Genomic DNA, 24,931 nt, shown 5'->3' with positions numbered 1-24,931 from the left:
ATGGGTGCTCTGACGAAAGCTGAGATGGCCGAAAGGCTGTACGAGGAGCTGGGGCTCAACAAGCGAGAGGCCAAGGAGCTGGTCGAGCTGTTTTTCGAAGAAATTCGGCACGCACTTGAAGAGAACGAGCAGGTCAAGTTGTCCGGTTTCGGCAACTTCGACCTTCGCGACAAACGCCAGCGGCCGGGCCGCAACCCCAAGACAGGGGAAGAGATCCCGATCACCGCACGCCGCGTCGTCACCTTTCGTCCAGGGCAGAAACTGAAAGCCCGGGTTGAGGCCTATGCTGGAACCAAGCCATAACGACGAGCTGCCCCCCATTCCGGGCAAGCGCTACTTCACCATCGGTGAGGTCAGTGAGCTCTGTGCGGTAAAACCGCACGTGCTGCGTTATTGGGAGCAGGAGTTCCCGCAGCTCAACCCGGTCAAGCGCCGCGGCAACCGGCGGTATTACCAGCGCCAGGATGTGCTGATGATCCGCCAGATCCGCGCGTTGCTGTATGACCAGGGCTTCACCATCGGCGGGGCGCGCTTGCGGCTCTCCAGTGATGAGGCCAAGGATGACACTACCCAGTACAAACAGCTGATTCGGCAGATGATTGCCGAGTTGGAAGATGTACTGGTGGTGCTCAAGAAGTGACCTGACGCCGGCGAGTGGAAAGTTTTTTGAAAAAAAGCTTCCATTTATCAGAAGGTTAGGGTACATTTCTCAACGTTCTCAGCGGTATCGAGAACAGTTCGGGGCGTAGCGCAGCCCGGTAGCGCACTTGCATGGGGTGCAAGGGGTCGAGTGTTCGAATCACTCCGTCCCGACCAAAAATCCCTAGAAAATCCAAGCACTTACGGGTGCTTGGATTTTTTTATTTCTGCCATTTTTGATGGCTGATCTAACAATGACCGATCTGGTTGCCAATTGGTTGCCAATTGAGATTGGCTTTTCTGTATTGTGCCTATATGTATCCATGCCTCCGTTGTGTTGGACGTCCATTTGCGTGTGTCTCAACGGACAGGCAACACCAGGCACCCGCCCCCCATTTCTGAGGTGCGAGTTTATTTCGCCAATTACCTAAGCTCATCAAGGGTTTGCGATGGCACCAATGCTTCTTACCGAGTATCAACGCCTTTATATTGCCTGGCTGCTCACTCGGCGTGCGGCTGGTGATTCGGTTGAGTCACTTGCCTCGACCCTTGTCGACTCACAGGTTGATCTTAATCCCCATCAGGTCGATGCAGCGCTTTTTGCCTGCCGCAATCCCCTGTCACGCGGGGTGATCCTAGCTGACGAGGTGGGCCTGGGCAAAACCATCGAGGCCGGACTGGTGATCTCGCAGCGCTGGGCCGAACGGAGACGGCGCATCTTGATCATTGCTCCCGCTAATCTGCGTAAGCAGTGGCACCAAGAGTTGCAGGACAAGTTCAATCTGCAAGGTCTGATTCTGGAAGCCAAGAGCTACAACGCGCTTCGCAAGCAAGGCGTTGGAAACCCTTTCGTGTTCGCCAATGGCCCGGTGCTCTGCTCTTATCAGTTCGCCAAAGCCAAGGCGAAGGACGTCAAGGCCATTGCCTGGGAACCGCCCCTTGTCAGACTCGGCCCTTATGGAACTCGCCCGTAACACGGGGGCGGACAAACTCAAGAACCACGGATTCGAAAAGGCCGACGTTGTTGCGTCCGATGAAAAAGCCTTGCTTGCTGGCGCCGTCGTCGCCGAAGTCAACCCGGATTCCTACAAGTCAGCAATATCAAATGTGAAGCAGGGACTGGCCATCGGATTCATGCCCTTTGACACCAAAGATGGATTTTCCAATGAGCCAGATCCCGCACAGCGAAGTAAACGAGGCGAAGCGATTGATGGACTATCTGAGGTTTGAGGTGAAGGCGGCGGTATCGGTGGTGAGCTGAAAGGTGTAGCGCTGAGCAATCGGCCCGAATGACTCAGTGCTCCAGGTGCTTTCTGTGTCTGGAGCAGAGGGTTTTCTGTTCGCGAAGCGGACTTTGAAGATGAGATCCGGCCGCAAAGGCATATCCGAGGGAACGAAGTGAAAGCGACCGAAGCCAATCTGCTCAAGTTTCTCCGCAAGTCACCGCAGTTTGTCATCCCGATTTATCAGCGCAATTACTCCTGGACAGAAGAACAGTGCCGTCAGCTGTGGTCGGACATCCAGCGTGCCGGACGTGAGAAGTCCGTCAATGCCCATTTCATCGGCTCCATCGTGTATATCGAGCGCGCTCTGTCGTCGGTCACCAGTCCGGACTCGGACACCCATTCCACGCACATCCGGACAGTGATTCCACGCTGATCCGGACACTTATTCCACGAGCATCCGGACACCGATTCCATGGCCATCCGGACACTTTCCAGGCAGGCAGCTACGCAGGATTTATTCACTACCATCGACCTCTTTTTCGAAGCAGAGAGGTCGTCGTGGAGCGTTTGTCCATGCGTAAAATCCGTGAGGTGTTGCGCCTCAAGTTCGATTGCGGGCTGTCTGTCCGTAAGATCTCCCGCAGTCTGGGCATAGGCCACAGCAGTGCCGGTGATTACCTCTGTCGCTTTGCCGCCAGCGGCCTCAGTTGGCCCTGTTCGCTGTCCGATGCGGAGTTGGAGCAGCAGCTGTTCCCGCCACCGCCGGCGGTATCCTCCGAGCAACGACCGCTGCCCGATTGGGCCATGATCCACGCCGAGCTACGCCGGCCGGGCGTGACCCTGGCGCTGCTCTGTAAGCGTCTGGCCAACACACCTCCCCGATTCCTCCAGCTAGCGGCATGGTGTCCACCTGTTTTTGGTGGACACCATTTCAAGCCCCTTGTGGAGGATCTCCCGTGTCAGGCCAACGCCGCTCCTATCCCAAATCCTTCAAGGCCCAGATCGTCGAGGAGTGTACCCAGCCCGGCGCCTCGGTTGCCGGTGTGGCCTTGAGCCACGGCCTTAACGCCAATCTCGTGCATAAGTGGATTCGCCGCCAGCAGGCACAGCTGCCCGCTGTACCCTCAAGTTTTATTCCGATTCCTCTCGTCCCGAGCCTGCCGGCTACCCCGAGTGCGGCCGACATGGCCATCCAGATCGCCATTCCCCATCGGGCCGGCAAGCTGTCGGTGCAGTGGCCGGGCAACGACCCTGAAGGCTGCGCCCGCTTCCTGCGCGAGCTGCTGAAGTGATCCGCATCGAGCGCATCTGGCTCGCCACCGAGCCGCTGGACATGCGCGCCGGCACTGAAACTGCGTTGGCCCGGGTGGTTCAGGTTTTCGGTGCGGCGCAGCCGCACTGTGCCTACCTGTTCACCAACAAGCGCGCCAACCGGATGAAGGTGCTGGTGCACGATGGCTTCGGCATCTGGCTGGCCGCTCGCAGGCTGAATAAGGGGCGCTTCGTCTGGTCGGGCAACTGGCAGGGGCAGCCGTTGGAGCTCAGTCCCGAGCAGTTGCAGGCCCTGGTGATCGGCCTGCCCTGGCAGCGTCTTGGGCCGGATGCCGAGATCAGGCTCCTGTAGCCGACGTGCAATTAGGCCAATGGCCTATCGCCGAGGGCGCCGGGATTCCTCACACTCGACGCCATGAACCCTGCCGCTTTCGATCAGCTGACACCCGAGCAACTGCGCCAACTGGCCGCGCAGTTGAGTCAGCGCGTCGATCACCTGGAAACGCTCAACCAGCGGTTGAACCACGAACTCGCCGTGCTGCGGCGCCACCGCTTCGCCCGCCGCAGCGAGCAGCTCAATGGCGACCAGCTCGATCTGCTCGACGAGATGATCGATGCCGACATCGCCGCCATCGAGGCAGAGCTTGAGGCGGCCCGACCAAAGTCCGCCAAGTGCGAGCTACGGCAGCAGCCCAAGCGAGCGCCTCTGCCGGCCGAACTGCCGCGCACGCTGATACTTCACGAGCCGGACAGCACCCAGTGTGCCTGCGGCTGCCAGCTCAAGCGCATCGGTGAAGACGTCAGCGAGAAGCTCGACTACCCCCGGGCACCTTCACCGTCGAGCGGCATATCCGTGGCAAGTGGGTCTGCGCCCAGTGTGAAACGCTGATCCAGGCCCCAGTGCCGGCGCAGGTGATCGACAAGGGCATCCCGACTGCCGGGCTACTGGCTCAGGTCATGGTGGCCAAGTTCGCCGATCACTTGCCGCTATACCGCCAGGAAAAGATCTTCGCCCGCGCCGGACTGGCTATCGCGCGTTCCACGCTGGCGCAATGGGTCGGCGCTTGCGGTGTCCAGCTGCAACCCCTGGTCGATGCCCTGCGCGACTGCCTGCTCCAGCAGGACGTCATCCTCGCCGACGAAACCCCGGTGCAGATGCTCGCCCCGGGCACGAAGAAGACCCAGCGGGCTTACGTCTGGGCCTATGCACCCAGCCCCTTCGCCGACCTCAAGGCCGTGGTCTACGACTTCAGGCCGAGCCGGGCTGGCGAGCACGCGCGCAGCTTCCTGGGCGACTGGCAGGGCAAACTGGTCTGCGACGACTTCGCCGGCTACAAGGCCAGCTTCGAGCAAGGCGTGACCGAGATCGGCTGCATGGCCCATGCCCGGCGCAAGTTCTTCGACCTGCATGCCGCCAACCAGAGCCAACTGGCCGAGCAGGCCCTCCAGTACATCGGTCAGCTGTACGAGGTGGAGCGCGAAGGGCGAGAGCTGCTCGTCGAACAGCGACGGCAACTGCGCCAGGACAAAGCCAGACCGATCATCGATGGCCTGCATAGCTGGATGCTTGGGCAGCGGCAGAAGGTGCCGGAAGGCAGCGCGATCGCCAAGGCACTCGACTACAGCCTCAAACGTTGGGCAGCGTTGGTGCGCTACCTGGATGACGGCAACCTACCCATCGACAACAACTGGATCGAGAACCAGATCCGTCCCTGGGCCCTGGGGCGTGCCAACTGGCTGTTTGCCGGCTCTCTGCGCAGTGGCCAGCGTGGCGCAGCCTTGATGACGCTGATCCAGTCAGCCCGCCTGAACGGGCACGATCCGTACGCCTACCTGAAGGACGTGCTCACGCGCCTGCCGACGCAGAAGGCCAGCGCCCTGGCCGAGCTGCTGCCGCACAACTGGGTGCCCGCCAGCAAGGTGTGATGCCCGTTCGCTTACCAAGATAAGAGGGCGCGAAGTTGATGTCTAAGGTTTTGAGGGATAGCAGGTGGGTACTTTTAGGTGGCGCAGTGATACTTACGCTCTCGCTTGGGATTCGGCACGGTTTTGGACTCTTTCTGGCCCCGATGAGCGCGGAGTTTGGATGGGGCAGGGAGGTTTTCTCATTTGCAATAGCCATCCAGAACCTGGTCTGGGGGCTGGCTCAACCGTTTGCAGGCGCCCTGGCCGATCGATATGGCGCCGGTAAGGTCGTGGGGGTGGGCGGCATACTGTACGCAGTGGGCTTGGTTTGCATGAGCTTTTCCGACTCACCCTCCACACTGCTCATGAGCGCAGGTGTGCTCATCGGGATTGGGCTCTCGGGCACCTCATTTTCGGTGATACTGTGGGCGTGGTCGCTCGCGCGCTGCCTGCTGAAAAACGAAGCGCTGGAATGGGGCTTGCCAGCGCAGCGGGCTCGTTTGGTCAATTCGCAATGCTTCCTGGGTCGTTGGGTTTGATCCAAGGAATTGGTTGGGAGAAAGCGCTGTTGGTTCTCGCGCTATTTGCCTCATTGATCATTCCCCTGGTGATCATGTTGAAGGATAAGCCAATCGAGAAGCTGCCTGGTGAGCAAACCATGATTGAGGCCCTCAAATCGGCAAGCTCCCACCCTGACTTTTGGTTGCTGACATTTGGTTTCTTCGTTTGTGGATTCCAGGTCGTGTTCATAGGCGTGCATTTACCTGCCTATCTGATGGACAAAGGACTCAGTGCTCAAACCGGTACCACCGTCCTTGCCCTTATCGGGCTGTTCAATATTTTTGGCACTTACACCGCCGGCTGGCTGGGTGGTCGACTGTCCAAGCCAAAGCTCCTGACTGCATTGTATCTGTTGCGAGCTGCAGTCATTGTGGCCTTCGTTTGTTTCCCAGTTAGCGCTGCATCTGCCTATTTATTTGGAATGGCGATGGGCTTTCTCCGGCTCTCTACGGTTCCATTGACCAACGGAGTAGTGGCTGCGGTGTTTGGTGTGCGCAATCTGTCAATGCTTGGCGGCCTCGTCTACCTCTTCCATCAGGTAGGGGCATTCCTTGGGGGATGGGTCGGTGGGGCGGCTTATGACATCACGGGTAGTTATGACGTGGAAAACCGCTATTGCGCTCAGTCTGATGGCAGCGGCAGTTAACTGGGCCGTACGGGAGCAGCCTATAGCGCGAGTGCCTGCAAGCGTACCTGCTAGTTGAGTGTATGGTACCAACGCAATTTGGGTCGTGTTCTCCGGAGTACAAGCGTACTCCGCATAGCGGCAAACACACCCTGACGATCGCACCATGTGCCTGAAGCCCCCAGCGGCGCGATTGAACCGCACCGGTTTTCCAGGGCGTCATATGGACACCGCTGTGATTTTTAGCCTTCGGCACGTTGCTTCGGATTTCGTCCGTTGTACCTCCATACCAGCTGATCCTGGAGAGGGAGCTTGGTAGGCCGTTTCGGGGCCCGCGCGTATGCCCATCAGCTCGATAGCGAGCTGGCTAGCATCGGTGTGGGTCACTGAGAAACGGCCCGCATAAAGTGCACGCAACCCTCGGGATCTTAGGTCGGCCATTTCTTTGAGATCTATTGCCTGCCGAACAAGCAGGCTCTGGAGTCTTTTGCAGTTTTCGCTGCGTTGCAGGCCGTCGACAACCTCACACTGGTGGCTTGCTCGGTCTGTCAAAAAACTCTGAAGCGATAGGAAAATCCTGCCAGCGATCTCACTATTTTGTTGAGAATTCTTCCCATCCTTGCGATGCAATCCCAACGCGCGTGTCTACAACGCCGATCATTGAGAGTTCACGAAAAACGATCTATGTCATCACGAACAATCATTTTACACGACTTTCTGTCCGGCCTAGGGTGGTTCTGTGAAGCAAAGAAGCACAGCCAGTGGCGGATTCTAGATCCGAGGTTGTGGAACAAAAATAATTTATCCACTGCTACACGGAGTCAACGTGAACCATGTCCTTGATTCGCTCGATGCACCTCGTCTGCCTACTACTTACCAAGAGCTGGTTGCCAAGCAGCAACGGCTGGTAAGTATCCTCACCGCAGCAGTCCTTTGTCCCTACGCCGCTTTCGTGATCGTGGCGGCATTCTATCCCCATTTACTTGCTATCAAGATTTCAACAGATAGTGTGATTAATGTGGCGTGGCCGTTGGGCGTGTTTTTTGTGGTCGGCTCTTGGCTACTAACCGGTATCTATAACAGTTATGCCAATGGCGAGCTAGATAGACTTGCCGATAAAGTTTGTGGAGAGGCCGTATCATGAAGAAGTTTAATATCAAGCCCTTCGTTTCAATACTCATGATCGTTGCCGCGAATCGGGCTCTCGGTGCTGATGCTATTCAAAATGCTGAGCGGCAACCGTTGAATTTAACGGCGATTGTAATGTTTTTGCTTTTTGTGGTTGCTACCCTATTTATCACTTACTGGGCGGCCCGCAAAACTAGGTCAATGGACGACTTTTACAACGCTGGTGGTGGTATTACCGGCTTTCAGAATGGACTGGCCTTGGCTGGGGATTATATGTCCGCTGCCGCGTTGCTAGGCGTGACCAGTATGATCTACTTCAACGGGTTCGATGGAGTTCTGTACTCGGTCAGTTTTTTTGTTGCGTGGCCTCTTTTGCTGTTTCTCTTTGCTGAACGTATTAGGAATCTCGGTCGAACTACGATTTCCGATATCGCGTCCTTTCGCCTCGATCAGCAAAGAATAAGAACTCTGACTGCCTTCGGATCCCTGACAGTTGTTTGCTTTTACTTGGTCGTACAAATGGTTGGTGCGGGGCAGTTGATTCAACTGCTGTTTGGCTTGCCTTACAACTATGCCGTCATTGCTGTGGGACTGCTCATGGCAATCTACGTGACGTTTGGCGGCATGGTTGCAACAACCTGGGTGCAAATCATCAAGGCGGGATTGTTGTTGGTTGGAGGCACTTTGCTAGCAGGGTTGGCGCTCAGTCAATTTGGCTTCTCATTTGAAAACCTTTTCAGACAAGCCGTTGATGCGCATCCCCAGAGTGACGCTTTTCTGATGCCCAGCAAGCTCGTAGCAGACCCCCTTTCGATGCTGTCTCTGTCACTTGGCTTGGTATTCGGAACCGCTGGTTTGCCGCATATCCTAATGCGCTTCTTTACTGTTCCGGATGCTAAACAAGCACGTAAGTCCGTGTTCGTTGCGACGGGCTTTATCGGCTTCTTCTACCTGATAGTGGCAATCTTGGGACTGGCGGCAGTCGTGATCGTGGGTAAAAACCCTGCATTTTTCGAATCAGGTATCGTTGGTGGCAAGCTGATCGGCGGCAGTAATATGCCTGTCATGCACCTGGCCAAGGCGGTGGGTGGTAATTTGCTGTTGGGCTTTATCTCCGCTGTTGCCTTCGCCACCATTCTAGCTGTAGTGGCTGGACTCACCATGGCGGGTACCTCAGCGATAGCCCACGACCTCTATGTTAAGGTGTTGAAGAAAGGCGTGGTCACTGCAGAGTCCGAGCGTAGGATCTCAAGACTGGCCTCCGTCGGAATTGGCATCGTCGCAGTGGTGCTTGGGATACTATTTAAAGATCAGAACATTGCGTTTTTGGTTGCTCTGACATTTGGTGTGGCTGCGTCCGTTAACTTCCCAATTCTTGCACTCTCTCTTTATTGGAAAGGGCTGACCACGCGTGGGGCGCTTATTGGTGGAGTTGCCGGTCTCATATCGTCAGTGACACTGGTTGTTTTGTCTCCGGCGGTTTGGGTTAAAATTTTAGGAAACCCAGAGGCGATTTTCCCCTACGACTATCCAGCAATTATCTCGATGAACGTTGCATTCTTCTTCACATGGCTTGGATCTATTACAGATCGCAGCAACTCAGCCTCCCTGGAACGGCAAAAATTTGCTGGTCAAGTATTCAGGGCGCGGACTGGGATTGGCGCAGATAAGGCCGTGTCGCACTGATCGACTGGTTGTCTTGTGCGCTAGATGCGTAGTGAAATCGTGATGATCAAAGGAGAGTGTCATGCAGATTCGTGATAATGGTTTACGTTATTCGCCAATTACAATAATTCTTCACTGGGTTTCGGTAATTGGCTTACTCGCATTATTTGTTTTTGAGGTGATGATTGGGAGCGATATGTCTGGTTCTATAGGGCTGGTAGAAGCTCAAAATCTAACAGGGCTGATTGTATTTGTTGTAGCTACATACAGGCTTTGGGCGCGTATGAAGAGCTACCATCCTTTGCCTGTCGGTACGCCGAATCCTATCGAGGTAATCATTAGTCGATCTGTCGCTTTTGCATTGGTGTTGGCTACCGTGTTATTGCCGATCGCCATCTGGGGGGGGCGCGCTGCTGAAGGGGTTCCGGTGTCTCTACCAGGTGGAATCACACTTCCGATGGTGTTTTCACAAAGTTCAACACTAAAGTCCGTAGTTGATGTGCTCTTTAATATAGGGTCGAGTGCGTTCTTGGCTGGTTTGGCGTTGCATATGTTTGGTGCTTTCAAGAATCACTTCCTCCTAAAAAATGACACGCTCAAGCGAATGCTGGGCAAACAAGTGGAGTTGTGAACATGGATATTTCAGAATCTTCAGTGAACTCTATTGAGCAAATGTGCGGCGTGGACTATCCCATCTTTCTGGCGGGAATGGCTGCCATATCAGGCCCACAGCTGGTAGCGGCTGTTGCCAATGCTGGCGGTATGGGAGTGATGGGTGGGTTGCGGCTTGCGCCCAAGACGCTGCGACGTTGGATTCACGAGGTTCGTTCGCTGACGGATAAGCCCTTTGGAGTCAACCTGGTACCTCAGTTTGGCGGGCCTGATGTATTCGAAGCGCAATTCCAGGTGATCCTGGAGGAGAGACCGCGTCTACTGTCCCTGTTTTATGCGGAAGACTACTGTAAGGATATGATACCCCGCGCCAAAGCAGCAGGAATGCTGGTAATGGTGCAGGTTGGCACTGTAGCGTTGGCACGGACAGCGTTGGCTGCGGGGGCGGACATCATCGTTGCCCAGGGCAGCGAGAGTGGCGGTCATTTGAATCGTGGGACGATCAGTTTACTGAGTCTTTTGCCCGCATTACTGAAGGAAGCCGCTGGCAAACCTGTACTCGCTGCGGGGGGCATCACTAACAGACATGACGTGAGGACTCTGATGTCGATGGGCGCATCGGGGGTACTGGTTGGCACTGCTTTCGTTGCCACCGAAGAGTCCAATGCTCACCCACTTTATAAAGAGAAAATTGTCGAAGCGACCGTTGACGATACCGAGTACCGTACGGGTTATTCGTTTGGCTGGACATACGGAACGCCTCATCGAGTAATTCCGAATCGCGATCCCTGGAACCTGCTTCGTCTGATGGGGGGCGGCGCACGTTCGATTGACAAGCCTCGTTTGGCAAAAAAACTGTCGCTTTACGCCGGTCAAGGGGTAGGGAAGATCGATAGTGTTGTTCCTGCGGCGCAACGTATGGCCGAGCTGATTCAGGGTCTTCCTGAGGAACCATCACGATTACCGGAGGTCATCGCCAGAATTGAGACGGCAGCCTAGTCTCAGCGCCCGGAGGTCTGCGGGTGTTCAGCACAGAACGCCCGAGAACCTAGCTCCAGTGCAATATCCAAGAACGCCTTCATGGCCGATGATTGAACGCTTTCGGCGAGACGTATAAACACCGTGGACACGTTAGCAAATTCGGGAGGGAGGCTATGGCAACGGATGGCATGACGCACACTGCTATTCTGAGCCACGGACTTCGGTAGAAGGGTCACACCTAAACCTGCGGATACACACGTCAAGATACCGTCAAGTGTGCCCAGCTCCATGATTTGATTTGGTATTAGACCGGCCTGGTAGAACCAATTTTCCAGGGTCGATCGATAGAAGCATCCGGTTCGGAATACCAGAACCGTTTGTGAGGGAACCTCAGCCATCAGCGTTTCAAGATTATCGAACTGAGTGCTGCTGACCAAAACGAGCTCTTCGTTAAAGACCTCATCTTGAATTAACTTCGTGTTTTGATGGAAGCCTCCTACGAAGGCACCATCGATTTTATGTGTTTCGATAGCCTTGATCAATTCGGTTGTAGTGCCCGTCATGAGCGATAACTTGACGGTCGGATGTAGCTCGCGATAACGCGTCAATACCTGAGGGAGGCGGATAGCTGCTGTTGTTTCCATTGAGCCTAAACGCAATGGGCCGGCAGGTGTCCCGCAGTCTACGAGAGCTGTTCGGCTCTCGTCCGTCAATCGCAGAATGCGTTGAGCATAGCTAAGGAAGGTTTCGCCAGCAGGAGTCAACGTGACGCCAGTTTTTTTTCTAATGAACAGCTCGTGGCCTAACTCAGCTTCGAGCTCTTTTATTCGCATGGTGACGTTGGATTGGACAGTATTCACCTGTTCGGCAGCCGCTGTGAAGCTACCCAAGTCGGATACCGCACAGAAAATTTTAAGCTGACGCATCTCCATGCTGAATACCTATCTTTAAAGATGATTGATAACAACTGTTGAAATCATTTTACCTTATGAAGGACGATTGCGTAAAGTGGACAAGTTTGAATTGGATTGGAGCCTTACTGATGAGCGATGTCACAATCGACCACATATTTGCAGGTGGTATCACGGAACTGCAGCCAGAAGGGCAGAGCACCGGTATTTATAAGAAAAAGTTATCATGTCCAGCTTTTGTAACACGGAACGGAATCGTCGGAGACCAGCAGGCCGATAGACGAGTGCACGGTGGCCCGGAAAAAGCGGTACACCATTATGCTACCGAGAATTACAGTCTGCTTGCCGCTGAATTTCCTAACAGTGCTGATAGTCTGGTAGCTGGTAGCTTGGGTGAGAATATTTCTACCCGAGGGATGAACGAGAAAAATGTATACATTGGTGACATCTATCAGGTGGGAAGCTGCCTGATACAGGTTTCGCAACCCAGGAGCCCTTGTTGGAAAATTAATCACCGGTTCGGCGAAGAAAAAATGTCCATGTTCGTGGTGAATGAGCATTTGACAGGCTGGTATTACCGAGTACTTCGTGAAGGTTCGTTTGATGTCGGGGATGCCATACAGCTAATCAATCGAGAGACCGAGGAGTATTCAATTAAGCGGTTTTGGCAGATTCAGCTCGCGCACCGTCCTGAGTTGGATGATCTGATAAAGTTGAGCATCACACCAGGGCTCGCACGGGATTGGTGCCAGCGATTGGCTGGGAGAGCTGAATGGCTGAGAAAAAAGTATGCGTCATAATATGCAATAGATGCGCTCCCTGAGGCGGGTGCGCATTTAGGGCTAGGAAACCTTCGTCTTTGAAAACGGAACGCCGAAGGTGCATGCAGTGGCAAGCACGAGCCCTATTGCTGCGGACACCAATGATGATGCAAACGATTGATGTTGAGCATAGAGATAGCCGGCTAACAAGGGGCCGATTATCTGACCAATGCCGTAAGACGCCGTTAATATCGCAATTAGGTTGAATTTAATTGTGTGTGAAATACGTTTGGCCGCTGGCATCACAATTGTCACGGTGCCCATGAAAGTGGCACCAACAATCAGTGCGCTCGCAAGGTAGCCAATAGCATTGGGAGCCACCACTGGCAATACAACACCAACAGCTTGCAGCAAGAGGTTGGTGCGCAGCGTGACCCGGGTTCCGTAAAGTTGATGAGCCTTGTGCCAGAGGTAGCAGGATGGAGCTGCCCCCAAACCGAACACCGACCAGACATGAATAGGGTTTATGTCGCCTAAGCTATCCTTGACAAGCATAGGAAGGTAGGTGGCAGTGATGATATACCCGAATCCTGCCAGGCCATATGAGGTAATCAACGACCAAGCGCCCAACGGGATATGATGGCTTGCGTTATCCGCACCGTGGGCATGCTTTAAGTGTACCGAACGGTTATCCAGCGTGTAAATCGCGATAGCGCCCAGGATAAGACTGCCCACGCCTAAAGCCGCCCACAGTTGAGCGCTGCTGGCATTGAACGTCTCAACCAGTGCAAGAAGCTCTGCAGATAACAGTATGCCAATACCGACTCCTGCAAAAAGCATGGGCGCACCGCTTTGATGTCCTTTATGTTGCAATAGCCACAGTGACGCCGAAATCATTGAAATCGCACTGAACACACCAGCGAGGCCACGGATGATGATGATCGCACACGGTGAGTCGGTGATCGCGAGCGCGAAGAGGCAGAGAATGCTTGCGACAATGGACGCGATTACCCATTTTGAAGCCAGGTGAGCCGCTAGGCGTGCGGAAAGAAGCGCTCCAATTAAATAGCCTGCATAGTTTGCTGATGCAGCAAGAGTGCCCTCATGAACAGTAATGACGCGTTCATGTACCATAATCGGATAAATGCCGGTATAGGCGAATCGACCAAAGCCCATTCCTACGGCCATCGCCAGTGCGGCGGCGATGGCTGATATGAAAAGCTTTGTGTCGCTTTTTTCAAGAGCTCCTGAGAGCTGGGTAGTCATTTGAAATTCTCCGAGTAGGTGCTTTTGAGAAGCGCTTTGAAGCTGTTAAATGATGGGGCTGAGAAACCAGCGCGCCAAACAAGCCAGGTTGTGCTTGGAAAATCAGTAGCTATCTTTACATGATGAGTATTTCCACTGATTTTTAATACGCTATCAGGGATGACGCTATAACTTTGGCCTGCTGCAACGCACGCAAGCATGAGGTGATAAGATCCCACTTCATTGACTGCTATAGGTCTATCAGTCCAGGACCTCTTGCTTGCTATCCATTCCGTCACCGCGTTTCGATAGCTACAGCCATATTGAAATGCTGCGAGTGATAAGTCGGTGTCATTTTCAAAAATATCATCGACGTCGTATCCAAGGGGTAAGACTAACTTCAAACGCTCTTCAAAAGCACATTCTGCTTCTAATTTATGCTCTTTGAAATATTCTTCAGGGGATAAGTTGGTGTGTGGAATTGCGAGTAATGCACAATCGATCAAGCCGTCGATTAGCAAATTTATCAGTTTTTGAGAGGGCCCTGTTTCGATCAGCATGGTCACGTCAGGATGCATTTTATGAAATGCAGCGAGGGGATCAGGTAAACGGCTTGCTGCCGTGCTTTCCATTGCGCCGACGCGTAAGACACCTTGTGGCTTCTCAGGGTGCATGGCTTGCTTAGCTTCACCAGCCAGTGCCAGTAGCCGATTCGCGTACTCCAGGAAAAGCTTACCTTGCTCGGTAAGCTTCAGTTTCTTGGCCTCTCGATGAAACAGCTCGGTTTCGAGCTCCGCTTCAAGTTGTTGGATACGGGTAGTGACGTTGGACTGCACCCTGCCTAGCTGCGTAGCTGCTCGGGTGATGCTCAACTCCGACGCGACTGCTTTGAAAATTTCGAGCGTTGAACTGTCCATCATGGGGCTCAAGGAACGATGGCTAAATTCTTATGCTGAGATTGAAAATAGTCAATCTATCCCTTTTTGAGAATCAAGCATATCTGATGTGTGGTACCGAGAGGATGCGTACGCAGCATGCCGCTTCGAGCCCACCGGCTGAGGACATGGGAGGAGAGGTCATTGGCAGGTGCTCAACTGCCGTGTTGCCGGCGAGTCATCAGCAGGAACTTGGGTGGGAAAGGAGGCTAAGCAGCTGTTCTGGAAGGATGCATTTTTGAAATGTGCTTGCATCGTGAGCGATCATCACTGACGCGCAAGCACATAGGTCGGGACACCGCTATTGAGTAGTCAATTTGCTAGCCGGTGCGGTATCGATGTGAACCAGGCCCTTACAGCTCCCCAGTAAGGAACTGAGCGCGTCCAAAGCCGAAGCTCCAGTCCTCATCGTCGTTGATGACGATCGAGACCATCAGGTCGTTGTGCTCGATACCACACTTGTCTTTCAACCGTTCGGCCAGCAAGGCATAGAAGCGTGTCTTCATCTCCTGAGATCGAGGTCGACTCACCGCAGTGATTACCACGACGTTCGCGCTTCGTTCAAAGCCCAGTCCGGTATCCTGGATGATCATGTGCGATGGTTCATGCTCATTCAGAATCTGGTAACGATCACGCTCGGGCACCTGAAAGGCCTCCACCATCGCGCCATGTACCGTATCGAGTAGCAGCTGGATTTCCTCGTTGGATCTTCCTTTGATGACGTCTACTTTGAGCATTGGCATGGTGATGTCTCTATGGTGAAGTTAAGCGTTATTAAGCTCATTGACCACGGTTTCGATCAGCTTAGCCGCGGGTAGTTCACGTGTGAGGGGCGCACCTTGACCTGCCCATTGTGCGACGAAATCCGTGGAGCCCGATTTTGAAGCGAGTGCATGGAGTTGCTTGGACAGATCGTAAGCCAATGGGAACTCACCGGCGATCGCCCATTCTTCTGCCAGGTGCTCGAAGAAAAGTTTGTTTGGAAGACCACGAGCAGGCCGGCCAGAGATGCCGCGCGTCATCCGTGTGTCATAAGCTCGGTTGCTCTGCAGCGCTTCTCTGTGAGCCGTGCTAGTAGAGGATTCTGGGCAGCGGAGGAAGGCTGTACCCATTTGCACCCCTGAAGCCCCCAGATCCATTGCGGCTCGAATGCCTGCCCCATCCATAATGCCGCCAGCTGCGATCAGGGGTAGCTTAACCTGACTCGCCACCAGGCGAAGTAAGGCAAACAGACCAAGCTCTGTATCGTCGCCGCTTTCATGGTCGAATACTCCACGGTGGCCACCAGCTTCGATCCCTTGCACGATGATAGCGTCGATCCCGGCGGCTTCCACGAGATGCGCCTCGTCGACGCTGGTTGCGCATGCCAACGTGACAATCCCACGTTGTTTTAGGGCTTGCAGCCATTCTGCGGGCGGGAGTCCGAAGTGGAAGCTGACGACTTCTGGCCGTTCGCGCAAGATCGTTACCAACATCTCTTCGTTGGTCAGGAAGCTTCGGTACACTTCTTTGAGGTCGGTCGGGGCTTGGCCACCATAAGCTTCAAAGAAGGGGCTGAGCTGTTTGATCCATGCATCGTTACGAGCGCTATCAAATTTCGCCGGCTGATGGCAGAAGAGGTTTGTATTTAGGGGGCCGCCCGTTAATGCTCTGGTTTGTTCAATGAGTTCTTTAGCTTGCTCTGGGGTGCTAGCTCCCAAGCCGAGTGAGCCCAAGCCACCTGCATTAGTTACTGCTGCTGCGAGCTCTGGGGTGGCGACGCCTATCATTGGCGCCTGGATAATGGGGTGGCGCACGCCGAGAAGGTGAAGAAGCGGCTTCTGGTTCATAAGCGTTCTCATGCAAGGACTTAAATACGAAGGCCAAATGCTCAAGGAGTCAGACGGGTAGGGCTGAAGTTTCTAGCAGTTCACTGAATCAAAGTTGACGACTAGACCGGTGAACGAACCTCCTCTTGCTAGCCCTTGAGCTAGGGTCTCTGGTCGTTTATGAAGCAAAGACCCAGTGCCGCTCTAGGAAATGCAATTGGTATGCCAGGCTCTAAATCGCTGCTTTTCGAGGGTAGCGGAAGAAATCGTGTCATTAAGACGTAGTCTTAATGACTCTAGCTTTGGTCAATTTGACCATTTTCTTAGCAAGTTGTCTCAGGGTTTTTAGTATCAGGTGGTTGAGGATCGGAAGCCCTTCCGATAACCGGAGGGAGAAACACTCATATGAGTCATAAAGTGCTGGCGGAGAGAAGTGCTTGTACCAAATCCGCACTGTCCTGCGATGAACTCTACACTGTGCTCGGTGATTTCTAAATATTGTTTGGCTAGTTTCAATCGTTCCTGCAGAATCCATTTATTGTATGAAGATCCTGTCAGCGATTTGAAATTTCTCGTGAATGTACGCCTACTTATAGATAATTTAGAAGAAACTTTGTCGATTGGTAATTGGGTGTGTAGATTCTCCCTGATCCATTCCAGCAGTTGGTTCATTCGTTCGTCACTCATGTTCTTAGCGATTGGCTGCTCAATGAACTGAGCTTGGCCACCTTCGCGTTGTGGGGAGACGACAAGGCGTCGAGCCAGCGCATTTGCGATCTCCCATCCATAAATCCTGCTCACGATATGTACGCAGCAATCAATACCGGCAGCTACCCCGGCGGACGTCATGACGTTGTTCGACTCCACATAGAGTACTTTGGGGTCAACCTCGATTTCCGGGTAGGTAAGGGCAAGCTCATCAGCCCAGGCCCAGTGGGTCGTAGCCCGTTGACCGTCTAGTAACCCAGCGGCTGCAATCACAAAAGCGCCTAGGCATAGGCCAACAATCAGTGCTCCGTTGTCACTGGCTCGTCTCAGAGCTTCCAGTAGTGCGTAGGGGGGCTTTTCTGCCGTATTTCTCCAGGAGGGCATGATTACGATGTCAGCGTCGGTGAGAGCCTCAAGTCCATGGTCGCAGTGAATACCGAAGCCTGCAGTGGTCTGCAGCTCTCCAGGTTCACCTGCGCACACCTTCAAATCAAACCAAGGAGAGTCGTTGACCCGTCGTTCCTTGGCGAAGACGAGGCAAGGGACAGAGAGGTGGAAAGGGCTTATCTGGTCGAAGGCGATGACAGCTACCTTCAAGGCTCTACGGCTCATAAAAGCTCCAAATGGCCCGATTCTATCGAATGATGGCTTTCGGGCCAATGGTAGCTATCGGAGGAAGGGGGCACCCTGCACAGGGTCGGATAGACGTCAGGTATTGACGATGCCGCCCATGGGGGCCTTCTGCCGATTCAAAAGTCTGGTTTGAGTTTTGAAGGTAAGTCTCCAAGTTTTTGATTCTTCAGGGGTTGAGTAGAGCTGAAATCCTGGGGCATCTATCTATTGGTAGTTTTCGTAGTTGCCTATACTGGTGGAAGGAGTCAGTGTGAAGTGTTTAAAGGTTGCTTTGCTGAGTTTGGCTGTTATGGGTGGTAGTGCAATGGTAATTACAGAAGCTACGGCATCTACAGTTTCAGTTGCCGGATATGACAGCTCTACTACGACATACCATACCCGGAATGTCGATGGGGTCAGAGTGTTTTATAGAGAGGCGGGGCCTGGGGATGCGCCAGTAGTTGTCTTGCTTCACGGGTACCCATCGTCCTCGCGCATGTGGGACTCTTTGATTCCCTTCTTGGCGGGCAGGTATCACGTGATTGCACCTGACTACCCAGGTTTCGGGCAGAGTGATAGACCTTCACCCAAGGATTATCACTACACTTTCGACAATCTAGCTAAAACGACCCTTGCATTACTAGATGATCTTAACCTGACCCGCTATACACTTTTCATGCAAGATTATGGCGGCCCTGTGGGCTTCCGAATGGCACTCACCAAACCTGATCAGGTTCAAGCGATAATTGTGCAAAATGCCAACGCCTACCAGGAGGGTCTTGGTGCGAAGTGGGCAAACATCGCTAAATACTGGGAGGATCCCAAAGGCCACCAAGAGCAAATTGATGCTTTCGTAGGCTACGATGGCACTAAGAAGCGGCATCTTGGGGATAGCCCTAATCCTGAGCGTTACAATCCTGATGCTTGGGAGGACGAATTTGTGGCCATATCTCGACCAGGGCAGAGAGAGATTCAAGCTGCTTTGCTCTATGATTACAGAACTAACGTTGCATCCTACCCGCGCTGGCAAGCATGGATGAGAGAGCGGCGCCTGCCAACGTTGGTAATGTGGGGGCGTTATGATCCGTCATTCATCACTCCCGGTGGAACGGCTTACAAGCGTGATCAGCCAGATGCGGAGATCCATGTGCTGGACGCTGGGCATTTCGCGCTTGATGAGAAAACTGAAGAAATTGCTACGCTGACCAGTAATTTCCTCGATAAAGTAAATAGTAAATAAATTTACCTACAGAATTCGCCTGGAAAGTGTAGGCAACTTTCCGGGCGATTCTTTCTCGAGATAATTAGCTGAATCCTCCTGAGAGAGCGTTTCTTAGATGATTGACAAGCGCAGTTATCGAGCGGGGTACCAAAGGGGAGTAAGGTCGGATAAGATGAATCTCATTAGCAAACACGCCTTTGAGTGTCCAGTCCGACAGTAGCGGAACGAGGTCGCCCCGTTTGATGGCGGATGTCGCACTGAAATCTGGTAACAGTGCAATCCCCAGATTATTCAAAGCAGCATCTCTTAATGACTCACTGTTATTGGTCGCAAAATTCCCGGATATCGGTACAGTCAAACGCTCCGTATCGCTTTCATCTTTTGTTTTGCGCTCAAACGTCCAGGTAGGATGATCCGAGCGAGGATAGTATAAGCAGTTGTGTTTGGACAGCTCAGTCGGGTGGGCAGGGTGTCCGTGGCGGGCAAGATACCGCTCGGATGCAACCAGAACTGAGAATGTATCGCAGAGCTTCCACGCGACATGTGTTTCGGGAACCTGGAAGCTATGTCTCACAGCCAGATCATAGCCTTCAGAGGCAATAGAGCTTAATGCATCACTTACGTCTAACTGGATGCGAACTTCAGGATAGCGTTCGACGAATGAGGACAGATTAGGTACCAGTTGTTGGCGTGCGAATGCGACTGGAGCGGTGACGCGAATCAACCCTCTGATAGATCCGACCGACTCTTTGATGGAGGCGAAGCTGTGTGCGATCTGGCTGTAGGCGCTTCTGACGTCCCGCGTGAGGGCTGTTCCGGCTTCCGTTAGCCTGACACTTCTGGTCGTCCTGGTGACCAGCTGGGTTCCTGCGGCTTTTTCGAGCTCAGCAATGCGCTGGCTTACAGCTGATTTGCTGACACCCAGACGCGCGGCAGCAGCCGTGTACGTGCCTTGCTCTTCCAGCACCGATAGCCAGTGGATGTGCGACCAGAGGGCTTCGATCTCAAATTTTTCCATGCGGATTGTTCGCCACAAAAGACAATGAGTTTCCAATTTTGCTCTCGTTTTGAACAAAATCAAGCGCTATCGTGGCTCCATTGCTGACCGCCCGATCCCGGGTGGCGGTAGAAGATCTTTCTAGCGGAGGGTTAGGCGATGCAAAACACGATTGAGCACTACATCAACGATGAGCGCGTGTCTCGAGATGACCGCTATCAGGATGTGTATAACCCTGCGACCGGTGTGGTGACTGGCAAGGTTGCTCTGGCAAGCGTTGCGACAGTGAATGAAGCGGTCGCTGCGGCTCAGGCGGCGTTCGCCGGCTGGAGCGACACTCCTCCGATTCGCCGAGCACGCGTGCTCTTTCGCTACCTGCAACTGCTGCAGGAACGAAAGGACGAGTTGGCACACATCATTACTGCCGAACACGGCAAGGTCTTTACCGATGCTCAGGGAGAGGTTGATCGTGGCATCGATATCCTTGAATTCGCATGTGGGATCCCGAATCTGCTGAAAGGTGATCACACGGATCAAGTGTCCCGTGGCATGGATAACTGGACGTTGCGTCAACCACTCGGCGTGGTCGCGGGCGTGACGCCATTCAACTTCCCTGTGATGGTTCCGATGTGGATGTATCCGATTGCGATCGCTGCAGGTAACACCTTCATCCTGAAACCTAGCCCTACCGATCCAAGCGCTTCTTTGTTCATGGCTGATTTGCTGCGTGAAGCTGGTCTGCCAAAGGGTGTATTCAACGTCGTCCAGGGCGACAAAGAGTCTGTAGATGCACTGATCGAACACCCTGATGTCAAAGCAGTCAGCTTCGTGGGTTCTACTCCGATTGCTCAGTACATTTATGAGTCAGGCGCTCGCAATGGCAAGCGTGTGCAAGGACTTGGTGGCGCGAAAAACCATATGGTTGTGATGCCGGACGCTGATATCGACCGTACGGTAGATGCGCTGATCGGCGCAGCATACGGCAGTGCCGGCGAGCGCTGCATGGCTATCTCTGTCGCCGTTCTGGTAGGGGATGTAGCAGACAAGATCGTTAAAGCGGTTGCAGAGCGAGCTCGCGAGCTTCGGATTACTGACGGGCGCGATCTCAAGGCTGAGATGGGGCCAATCGTAAGCCAAGCTGCATTGCAGCGCATTAGTGGCTACATCCAGCAAGGTGTCGACGCAGGTGCTCAGTTGCTGGTTGACGGACGCGACTTCGTTCCTCAAGAAGCCGAGCTGCGTGATGGCTTCTGGATGGGGGCGACACTCTTTGACCACGTCACTCCAGATATGAGCATTTACCGCGAAGAAATCTTTGGCCCTGTGCTCGCTTGCGTGCGTGTTCCTGACTTTGCGACTGCGCTGAAGCTGATCAACGAGCACGAATTCGGTAACGGTGTTAGCTGCTTCACTCGTGACGGCAACGTCGCTCGTGAGTTCGGTCGTCTTGTGCAAGTTGGGATGGTTGGGATCAACGTACCTATCCCCGTTCCGATGGCGTGGCACGGCTTTGGTGGTTGGAAGAAGAGCCTCTTCGGTGACACCCATGCCTACGGGTCTGAAGGTGTTCGCTTCTACACCAAACAAAAATCGATTATGCAACGTTGGCCAGAAAGCATCGAGAAGGGTGCCGAGTTCACGATGCCGGTCTCGAAGTAAGTTTTTGAGGAGTAAAGTCTGATCCGTGCGCCGTTGTTTTGGCGTTTTTAAGGGGTGGCCGTGTGGATGACGGTCGCCTCTCTTTTTATTACTTCGTTAGCAGAACTGTCCCGCCTTCCTTGGGTAGTATTTGACCGAAGGGGTATCCCCATGGGTATCAAGCTCAATAATGTTGGACCGGCCCGACCGTCTTCTGGTAGCAAAGGCGGGAAGAATGAAGGGAAAAAACCGCAGGCAAAGGCGGCGGTGGTGGGGAAGGGGGCACAGCTATGGGCCTTGGAAGTGGCGTGCATGCCGAGAACACGCCAGATCCGCATCATTGATGCTTGGCCAAACGCCGAGCCATCCTGCAGCGAGCCGGGTTACCGTTAGGTGATTTGATGGCATGATGACGCTTTCTATTGCACATTCGCTGCAGGCTGATTGCAGCAATATTTACGCAAGGAATGCTCTTCGATGTCGCCACTTCCTCGATCCAGTGGCCTGGTATTCGATCTGGAGGTCGTGCCGGCCAAGGGTACGCAGCCTGCTCGTATCGTGATGGTTGGCGCCTTGCGGCCCAACTCCGGGGCAGCGTTGGAAGTTAAGGTCCCTGGCAACTTCTCCTTGGAGGAGATGGGCTGCTGGTCAACGGCTCGCAGATCACCCTGTATCTGCGGCACGGCGTAACGGGGGGCGTCCAGCCAGTGCTTGAACTGCCGAATCATTTCGGCCGCAGATCGATCTCGATCAATGTGAAGCGGCGGCTGTGTTGGTGCGGTTTGCTGAAGACAATGAGGAGCGGTATCGGGCTTTCAGTAAGTGCGAGCGCTGGGAAGTGGTTGTGCCGAGAGGTGAGCTGCGTCAGCGCTTGAAGCGTGAATCGGATTTTCCCTATTCCATGTAGTCCATTTCCGAAAAGTGCCGTGTTACTGGTATGGCTGTTGTAGTGCCCTGGAAGGCGTTCTAGTCTCGCCTTGTTCGCCGTTCTTCACCGATGAGGGCAGGCCAGGCTACGGGCAGAAGCCTGCGTAGGGTTCGCGCGGGTTGGTTTGGGAGGCCAGGTTGGTGTTGAACGGCGGGCCCTAACTGCTTCGAACGCCTCCAGTCAATGCTGGAGGCGTTTGTTTATGAGGCCCTCGACCCCGTCGATTTAGCGGGGACTTTTGGAGGCGCCGGCTTGTCGGCGATGAGCTGCGAAGCAGCCCCCGACCGATCAATAGCGGGGATCGATGCCCGCCGCCCAGGTGGCTTACAAGCGGCTGGCTGCGAGCGCCTGTTCGAGGTCGGCAATGATGTCGTCACAGTGCTCGATGCCAATCGACAACCGCACCATGTCCCGCGGCACCCCAGCCTTCTCCAGCTCTTCATCGTTGAGCTGGCGATGGGTGGTGGACGCCGGATGACAGGCCAGCGACTTGGCATCGCCGATGTTCACCAACCGTACCACCAGCTTCAGCGCGTCGATGAACCGCGCCCCTGCCTCCTGCCCACCCTTGATCCCGAACGACAGGATCGACGCTGGCCTACCCCTGGTATAACGCTGGGCCAGCTCATGCTCCGGATGATCCGGCAACCCTGCATACTTCACCCACGCCACCTGCCCGTGCCCCTGCAGATAGCGGGCGACTTTCAGTGCATTCTCCGTATGCCGCTCCATCCGCAGCGCCAGCGTCTCCAGCCCCTGCAGGATCAGGAATGCATTGAACGGCGACAACGCTGCCCCAGTATTGCGCAATGGCACCACCCGGCACCGACCGATGAATGCCGCCGGCCCGAACGCCTCGGTGTAGGTCACCCCGTGATACGAAGGATCCGGCGTATTGAGCAGCGCGAATCGCGCCTTGTTCTGCGCCCACGGAAACTTGCCCGAGTCGATCACGATGCCGCCGATGCTGGTGCCGTGCCCGCCAATGTACTTGGTCAGCGAATGCACCACGATATCCGCGCCGTGCTCGAAGGGCCTGCACAGGATGGGCGTGGCCACGGTATTGTCGACGATCAGTGGTACGCCATGCCGGTGCGCAGCGTCGGCCAGGGCCTGCAGCTCGACGATATTCCCCGCCGGGTTGCCGATGGATTCGCAGAACACCGCCTTGGTGCGCTCGTCGATCAGCGCTTCGAGCGCGGCGATGTCGTCGTGGGGCGCGAAACGGGTCTGGATGCCCATGCGCGGCAGGGTATGGGCCAGCAGGTTGTAGGTGCCACCATAGAGCTTGGCCACCGAGACGATGTTGTCGCCGGTTTCGGCCACGGTCTGGATGGCGTAGGTGATTGCCGCCATGCCCGAGGCCACGGCCAGGGCGCCGACGCCACCTTCGAGGGCGGCCATGCGCTGTTCGAGGACGTCGTTGGTGGGGTTCATGATGCGCGAGTAGATATTGCCAGCTACCTTCAGGTCGAACAGGTCGGCACCGTGCTGGGTGTCGTCGAAGGCGAACGAGGTGGTCTGGTAGATCGGGACGGCGACGGCCTTGGTTGTCGGATCGGGGCTGAAGCCCGCGTGGATGGCCAGGGTTTCCAGCTTCATGCAATCGTTCCTTGAGCGTAGGTGGAAGGGCTTGAGCATGCGGCGGGGCACAGGCGTGGGTCAAGGCTGTGACCTTGTCGACATGCGCATCGTTGAATACCAACCCTTGCCCCCACCCCAGGAACTTGGCACGCTTTGCCAGCCATTTCGTGCCACCCACATAGCGAAAGAAGGAACCGCCAAGGTGAGTTGGGAAAAAGTCGGGAAATCCCTCGTGGGCCTGCTGGTCGTCGCCGCTTCCGCCGCCGCGTTCTATGCGATGTTCAAGGACGACGACGGCCTGCAGGCGCGCCTGACCTATTCCTACCTGACCTACCCGAGCCAGTTCAGCGAGCGCATCAGCAAGACCAACGAGCTGCTCAAGTACGAGCGACTGCACGCCCAGATCAGGGAGGTTGGCAAGGGCGCGCTCAATCGTCAGCAGCTCGACAAGCTGGTCGACCTGGCCCAGGCGCCTTACCTGCAACTGTTCGCCAAGCCCTTCGAGGCGGGCCTGGTGGATCACCGTACCGGGCTGCTCATCGAGTTGCGCAACAAGGGCGATGCGCCCGTGCGCGACGTGCGGATCCGCTTGCCGGCCAAGGGGCTGGTGCAGATCCGCGACGAAAACGGCAACGACAACATCCTTCAGGAGCCGACTGGCCTTATCGACATCGCCTCGATCGGCCGGGAAGGTCACTGCAAGGTCTGGGTCTATTTCGATTCGGACTACTCGCAGATCCGCCAAGGTGGCATCAGCATCCGGCATGCCGATGGGCTGGCGGATGTGCAGGTCTACCGGGAGTTCGTTGGCTTCCCGGCCTGGGCAGGCAGGTATAGCAGGGAACTGATGTTGTTGCTGGCGTGCCTGTTCATCGGTGTGTTGGGGTTGGGCTACGTCTGCCTGGCGCAGCGTCGGGCGCTTGGCCGTTCTGGCACGCCGTTGTAGGAAACCGTGCCGCGACCGGCTC

The 24,931-nt window shown here is 54.8% G+C and carries 24 protein-coding genes, 1 tRNA gene and 3 pseudogenes; 20 read left to right on the top strand and 8 right to left on the bottom strand.

The features are described from left to right. The 15 genes and pseudogenes from ihfA to ACDI39_RS07005 all read left to right on the top strand — a co-directional run bounded on the left by ihfA (position 1) and on the right by ACDI39_RS07005 (position 10,632). Complete coding sequence (gene ihfA, locus ACDI39_RS07075) at positions 1-303, top strand: integration host factor subunit alpha (protein WP_003250679.1); 303 nt, start codon at positions 1-3, stop codon at positions 301-303. Next, the gene (locus ACDI39_RS07070; protein ID WP_043213594.1) at positions 284-640 is read left to right on the top strand and encodes a MerR family transcriptional regulator; all 357 of its coding nucleotides are present in this window, start codon (positions 284-286) and stop codon (positions 638-640) included. Before ihfA ends, ACDI39_RS07070 begins: the two co-directional genes overlap by 20 nt. Positions 641-739: 99 nt before the next feature. Then, a tRNA-Pro gene (locus ACDI39_RS07065) sits at positions 740-816 on the top strand. A gap of 272 nt (positions 817-1,088) precedes the next feature. Further along, positions 1,089-1,613: an SNF2-related protein gene (locus ACDI39_RS07060; RefSeq protein WP_486538165.1), complete on the top strand. Its 525-nt coding sequence runs from the start codon at positions 1,089-1,091 to the stop codon at positions 1,611-1,613. Then, positions 1,597-1,869 carry a hypothetical protein gene (locus ACDI39_RS07055; RefSeq protein WP_486538163.1) on the top strand — a complete coding sequence of 91 codons (273 nt, stop codon included), beginning with the start codon at positions 1,597-1,599 and terminating at the stop codon, positions 1,867-1,869. Before ACDI39_RS07060 ends, ACDI39_RS07055 begins: the two co-directional genes overlap by 17 nt. Positions 1,870-2,037: 168 nt before the next feature. Then, a complete protein-coding gene (locus ACDI39_RS07050; protein WP_486538161.1) occupies positions 2,038-2,298 on the top strand; it encodes a DUF262 domain-containing protein in 261 nt (86 codons plus the stop codon). 125 nt (positions 2,299-2,423) lie between these two features. Then, positions 2,424-2,771, top strand: a pseudogene (locus tag ACDI39_RS07045) (IS21 family transposase); the annotation flags it as partial. A 50-nt stretch (positions 2,772-2,821) separates the two neighbouring features. Next, a complete protein-coding gene (tnpA, locus tag ACDI39_RS07040; RefSeq protein WP_486538159.1) occupies positions 2,822-3,157 on the top strand; it encodes an IS66-like element accessory protein TnpA in 336 nt (111 codons plus the stop codon). Continuing rightward, the gene (tnpB, locus tag ACDI39_RS07035) at positions 3,154-3,489 is read left to right on the top strand and encodes an IS66 family insertion sequence element accessory protein TnpB (RefSeq protein ID WP_486538157.1); all 336 of its coding nucleotides are present in this window, start codon (positions 3,154-3,156) and stop codon (positions 3,487-3,489) included. The genes tnpA and tnpB overlap by 4 nt, the downstream gene beginning before the upstream one ends. Positions 3,490-3,552: 63 nt before the next feature. Next, positions 3,553-5,063: pseudogene (gene tnpC / locus ACDI39_RS07030) on the top strand (IS66 family transposase). Positions 5,064-5,101: 38 nt separating this feature from the next. Continuing rightward, a pseudogene (locus ACDI39_RS07025) lies at positions 5,102-6,307 on the top strand (MFS transporter). A 747-nt stretch (positions 6,308-7,054) separates the two neighbouring features. Next, a complete protein-coding gene (locus tag ACDI39_RS07020; RefSeq protein ID WP_486538155.1) occupies positions 7,055-7,372 on the top strand; it encodes a DUF485 domain-containing protein in 318 nt (105 codons plus the stop codon). Beyond that, a complete protein-coding gene (gene actP / locus ACDI39_RS07015; protein WP_486538153.1) occupies positions 7,369-9,042 on the top strand; it encodes a cation/acetate symporter ActP in 1,674 nt (557 codons plus the stop codon). Before ACDI39_RS07020 ends, actP begins: the two co-directional genes overlap by 4 nt. 61 nt (positions 9,043-9,103) lie before the next feature. Continuing rightward, entirely contained in the window at positions 9,104-9,652 is a 549-nt protein-coding gene (locus tag ACDI39_RS07010; RefSeq protein WP_486538151.1) for a cytochrome b, read from the top strand. A 2-nt stretch (positions 9,653-9,654) separates the two neighbouring features. After that, positions 9,655-10,632 (top strand): NAD(P)H-dependent flavin oxidoreductase, encoded by a 978-nt coding sequence (locus ACDI39_RS07005; RefSeq protein ID WP_486538149.1) that lies wholly within the window; start codon positions 9,655-9,657, stop codon positions 10,630-10,632. A 2-nt stretch (positions 10,633-10,634) separates the two neighbouring features. Here ACDI39_RS07005 and ACDI39_RS07000 read toward each other — a convergent pair whose 3' ends face one another. Then, complete coding sequence (locus tag ACDI39_RS07000; protein WP_486538147.1) at positions 10,635-11,546, bottom strand: LysR family transcriptional regulator; 912 nt, start codon at positions 11,544-11,546, stop codon at positions 10,635-10,637. Positions 11,547-11,656: 110 nt separating this feature from the next. Here ACDI39_RS07000 and ACDI39_RS06995 point away from each other — a divergent pair, with 110 nt between their 5' ends. Beyond that, positions 11,657-12,325: an MOSC domain-containing protein gene (locus ACDI39_RS06995; RefSeq protein ID WP_486538145.1), complete on the top strand. Its 669-nt coding sequence runs from the start codon at positions 11,657-11,659 to the stop codon at positions 12,323-12,325. A 42-nt stretch (positions 12,326-12,367) separates the two neighbouring features. On the opposite strand, the gene ACDI39_RS06990 is transcribed toward ACDI39_RS06995, so the two are convergent. The 5 genes from ACDI39_RS06990 to ACDI39_RS06970 form a co-directional block, all read right to left on the bottom strand. Further along, the gene (locus ACDI39_RS06990) at positions 12,368-13,552 is read right to left on the bottom strand and encodes a YbfB/YjiJ family MFS transporter (protein ID WP_486538143.1); all 1,185 of its coding nucleotides are present in this window, start codon (positions 13,550-13,552) and stop codon (positions 12,368-12,370) included. Next, positions 13,549-14,448 carry a LysR family transcriptional regulator gene (locus ACDI39_RS06985; RefSeq protein ID WP_486538141.1) on the bottom strand — a complete coding sequence of 300 codons (900 nt, stop codon included), beginning with the start codon at positions 14,446-14,448 and terminating at the stop codon, positions 13,549-13,551. Before ACDI39_RS06985 ends, ACDI39_RS06990 begins: the two co-directional genes overlap by 4 nt. A gap of 371 nt (positions 14,449-14,819) precedes the next feature. After that, a complete protein-coding gene (locus ACDI39_RS06980) occupies positions 14,820-15,209 on the bottom strand; it encodes a tautomerase family protein (protein ID WP_457470698.1) in 390 nt (129 codons plus the stop codon). 21 nt (positions 15,210-15,230) lie between these two features. Further along, entirely contained in the window at positions 15,231-16,295 is a 1,065-nt protein-coding gene (locus tag ACDI39_RS06975; protein ID WP_486538138.1) for an NAD(P)H-dependent flavin oxidoreductase, read from the bottom strand. Between the two features lie 330 nt (positions 16,296-16,625). After that, the gene (locus tag ACDI39_RS06970; protein ID WP_486538136.1) at positions 16,626-17,594 is read right to left on the bottom strand and encodes a GlxA family transcriptional regulator; all 969 of its coding nucleotides are present in this window, start codon (positions 17,592-17,594) and stop codon (positions 16,626-16,628) included. A 310-nt stretch (positions 17,595-17,904) separates the two neighbouring features. On the opposite strand from ACDI39_RS06970, the gene ACDI39_RS06965 reads away from it, so the two are divergent. After that, entirely contained in the window at positions 17,905-18,834 is a 930-nt protein-coding gene (locus ACDI39_RS06965) for an alpha/beta fold hydrolase (protein ID WP_486538966.1), read from the top strand. 64 nt (positions 18,835-18,898) lie between these two features. Here ACDI39_RS06965 and ACDI39_RS06960 read toward each other — a convergent pair whose 3' ends face one another. Continuing rightward, positions 18,899-19,834, bottom strand: coding sequence for a LysR family transcriptional regulator (locus tag ACDI39_RS06960; RefSeq protein WP_486538964.1), 936 nt, complete (start codon positions 19,832-19,834; stop codon positions 18,899-18,901). Positions 19,835-19,972: 138 nt separating this feature from the next. Here ACDI39_RS06960 and ACDI39_RS06955 point away from each other — a divergent pair, with 138 nt between their 5' ends. Then, the gene (locus tag ACDI39_RS06955; RefSeq protein WP_486538134.1) at positions 19,973-21,472 is read left to right on the top strand and encodes a CoA-acylating methylmalonate-semialdehyde dehydrogenase; all 1,500 of its coding nucleotides are present in this window, start codon (positions 19,973-19,975) and stop codon (positions 21,470-21,472) included. 150 nt (positions 21,473-21,622) lie between these two features. After that, entirely contained in the window at positions 21,623-21,844 is a 222-nt protein-coding gene (locus tag ACDI39_RS06950) for a hypothetical protein (RefSeq protein WP_486538131.1), read from the top strand. A gap of 859 nt (positions 21,845-22,703) precedes the next feature. On the opposite strand, the gene ACDI39_RS06945 is transcribed toward ACDI39_RS06950, so the two are convergent. Next, the gene (locus tag ACDI39_RS06945; RefSeq protein WP_486538129.1) at positions 22,704-23,981 is read right to left on the bottom strand and encodes a bifunctional O-acetylhomoserine aminocarboxypropyltransferase/cysteine synthase; all 1,278 of its coding nucleotides are present in this window, start codon (positions 23,979-23,981) and stop codon (positions 22,704-22,706) included. A gap of 184 nt (positions 23,982-24,165) precedes the next feature. Here ACDI39_RS06945 and ACDI39_RS06940 point away from each other — a divergent pair, with 184 nt between their 5' ends. Then, entirely contained in the window at positions 24,166-24,909 is a 744-nt protein-coding gene (locus ACDI39_RS06940; protein ID WP_486538127.1) for a hypothetical protein, read from the top strand. Positions 24,910-24,931: the final 22 nt, after the last annotated feature.

The organism is Pseudomonas sp. Tun-23181, assembly GCF_057415455.1.
The sequence above is the reverse complement of the archived record's forward strand: the minus strand, read 5'-3'. Positions and strand labels throughout refer to the sequence as shown.

What these genes read in the sequence shown, in the direction of transcription:
- ACDI39_RS07070 (WP_043213594.1), top strand. Translation starts at nt 284, where the DNA reads ATGCTGGAACCAAGCCATAACGACGAGCTGCCCCCCATTCCGGGCAAG.
- actP (WP_486538153.1), top strand. Translation starts at nt 7,369, where the DNA reads ATGAAGAAGTTTAATATCAAGCCCTTCGTTTCAATACTCATGATCGTT.
- ACDI39_RS06995 (WP_486538145.1), top strand. Translation starts at nt 11,657, where the DNA reads ATGAGCGATGTCACAATCGACCACATATTTGCAGGTGGTATCACGGAA.
- ACDI39_RS07060 (WP_486538165.1), top strand. Translation starts at nt 1,089, where the DNA reads ATGGCACCAATGCTTCTTACCGAGTATCAACGCCTTTATATTGCCTGG.
- ACDI39_RS06960 (WP_486538964.1), bottom strand. Translation starts at nt 19,834, where the DNA reads ATGGAAAAATTTGAGATCGAAGCCCTCTGGTCGCACATCCACTGGCTA.
- ACDI39_RS06950 (WP_486538131.1), top strand. Translation starts at nt 21,623, where the DNA reads ATGGGTATCAAGCTCAATAATGTTGGACCGGCCCGACCGTCTTCTGGT.
- ACDI39_RS06985 (WP_486538141.1), bottom strand. Translation starts at nt 14,448, where the DNA reads ATGGACAGTTCAACGCTCGAAATTTTCAAAGCAGTCGCGTCGGAGTTG.
- ACDI39_RS06970 (WP_486538136.1), bottom strand. Translation starts at nt 17,594, where the DNA reads ATGAGCCGTAGAGCCTTGAAGGTAGCTGTCATCGCCTTCGACCAGATA.
- ACDI39_RS06945 (WP_486538129.1), bottom strand. Translation starts at nt 23,981, where the DNA reads ATGAAGCTGGAAACCCTGGCCATCCACGCGGGCTTCAGCCCCGATCCG.
- ACDI39_RS07000 (WP_486538147.1), bottom strand. Translation starts at nt 11,546, where the DNA reads ATGGAGATGCGTCAGCTTAAAATTTTCTGTGCGGTATCCGACTTGGGT.
- ACDI39_RS06965 (WP_486538966.1), top strand. Translation starts at nt 17,905, where the DNA reads ATGGGTGGTAGTGCAATGGTAATTACAGAAGCTACGGCATCTACAGTT.
- ACDI39_RS06980 (WP_457470698.1), bottom strand. Translation starts at nt 15,209, where the DNA reads ATGCCAATGCTCAAAGTAGACGTCATCAAAGGAAGATCCAACGAGGAA.
- ACDI39_RS06975 (WP_486538138.1), bottom strand. Translation starts at nt 16,295, where the DNA reads ATGAACCAGAAGCCGCTTCTTCACCTTCTCGGCGTGCGCCACCCCATT.
- ACDI39_RS07010 (WP_486538151.1), top strand. Translation starts at nt 9,104, where the DNA reads ATGCAGATTCGTGATAATGGTTTACGTTATTCGCCAATTACAATAATT.
- ACDI39_RS06990 (WP_486538143.1), bottom strand. Translation starts at nt 13,552, where the DNA reads ATGACTACCCAGCTCTCAGGAGCTCTTGAAAAAAGCGACACAAAGCTT.
- ACDI39_RS07055 (WP_486538163.1), top strand. Translation starts at nt 1,597, where the DNA reads ATGGAACTCGCCCGTAACACGGGGGCGGACAAACTCAAGAACCACGGA.
- ihfA (WP_003250679.1), top strand. Translation starts at nt 1, where the DNA reads ATGGGTGCTCTGACGAAAGCTGAGATGGCCGAAAGGCTGTACGAGGAG.
- ACDI39_RS07005 (WP_486538149.1), top strand. Translation starts at nt 9,655, where the DNA reads ATGGATATTTCAGAATCTTCAGTGAACTCTATTGAGCAAATGTGCGGC.
- ACDI39_RS06955 (WP_486538134.1), top strand. Translation starts at nt 19,973, where the DNA reads ATGCAAAACACGATTGAGCACTACATCAACGATGAGCGCGTGTCTCGA.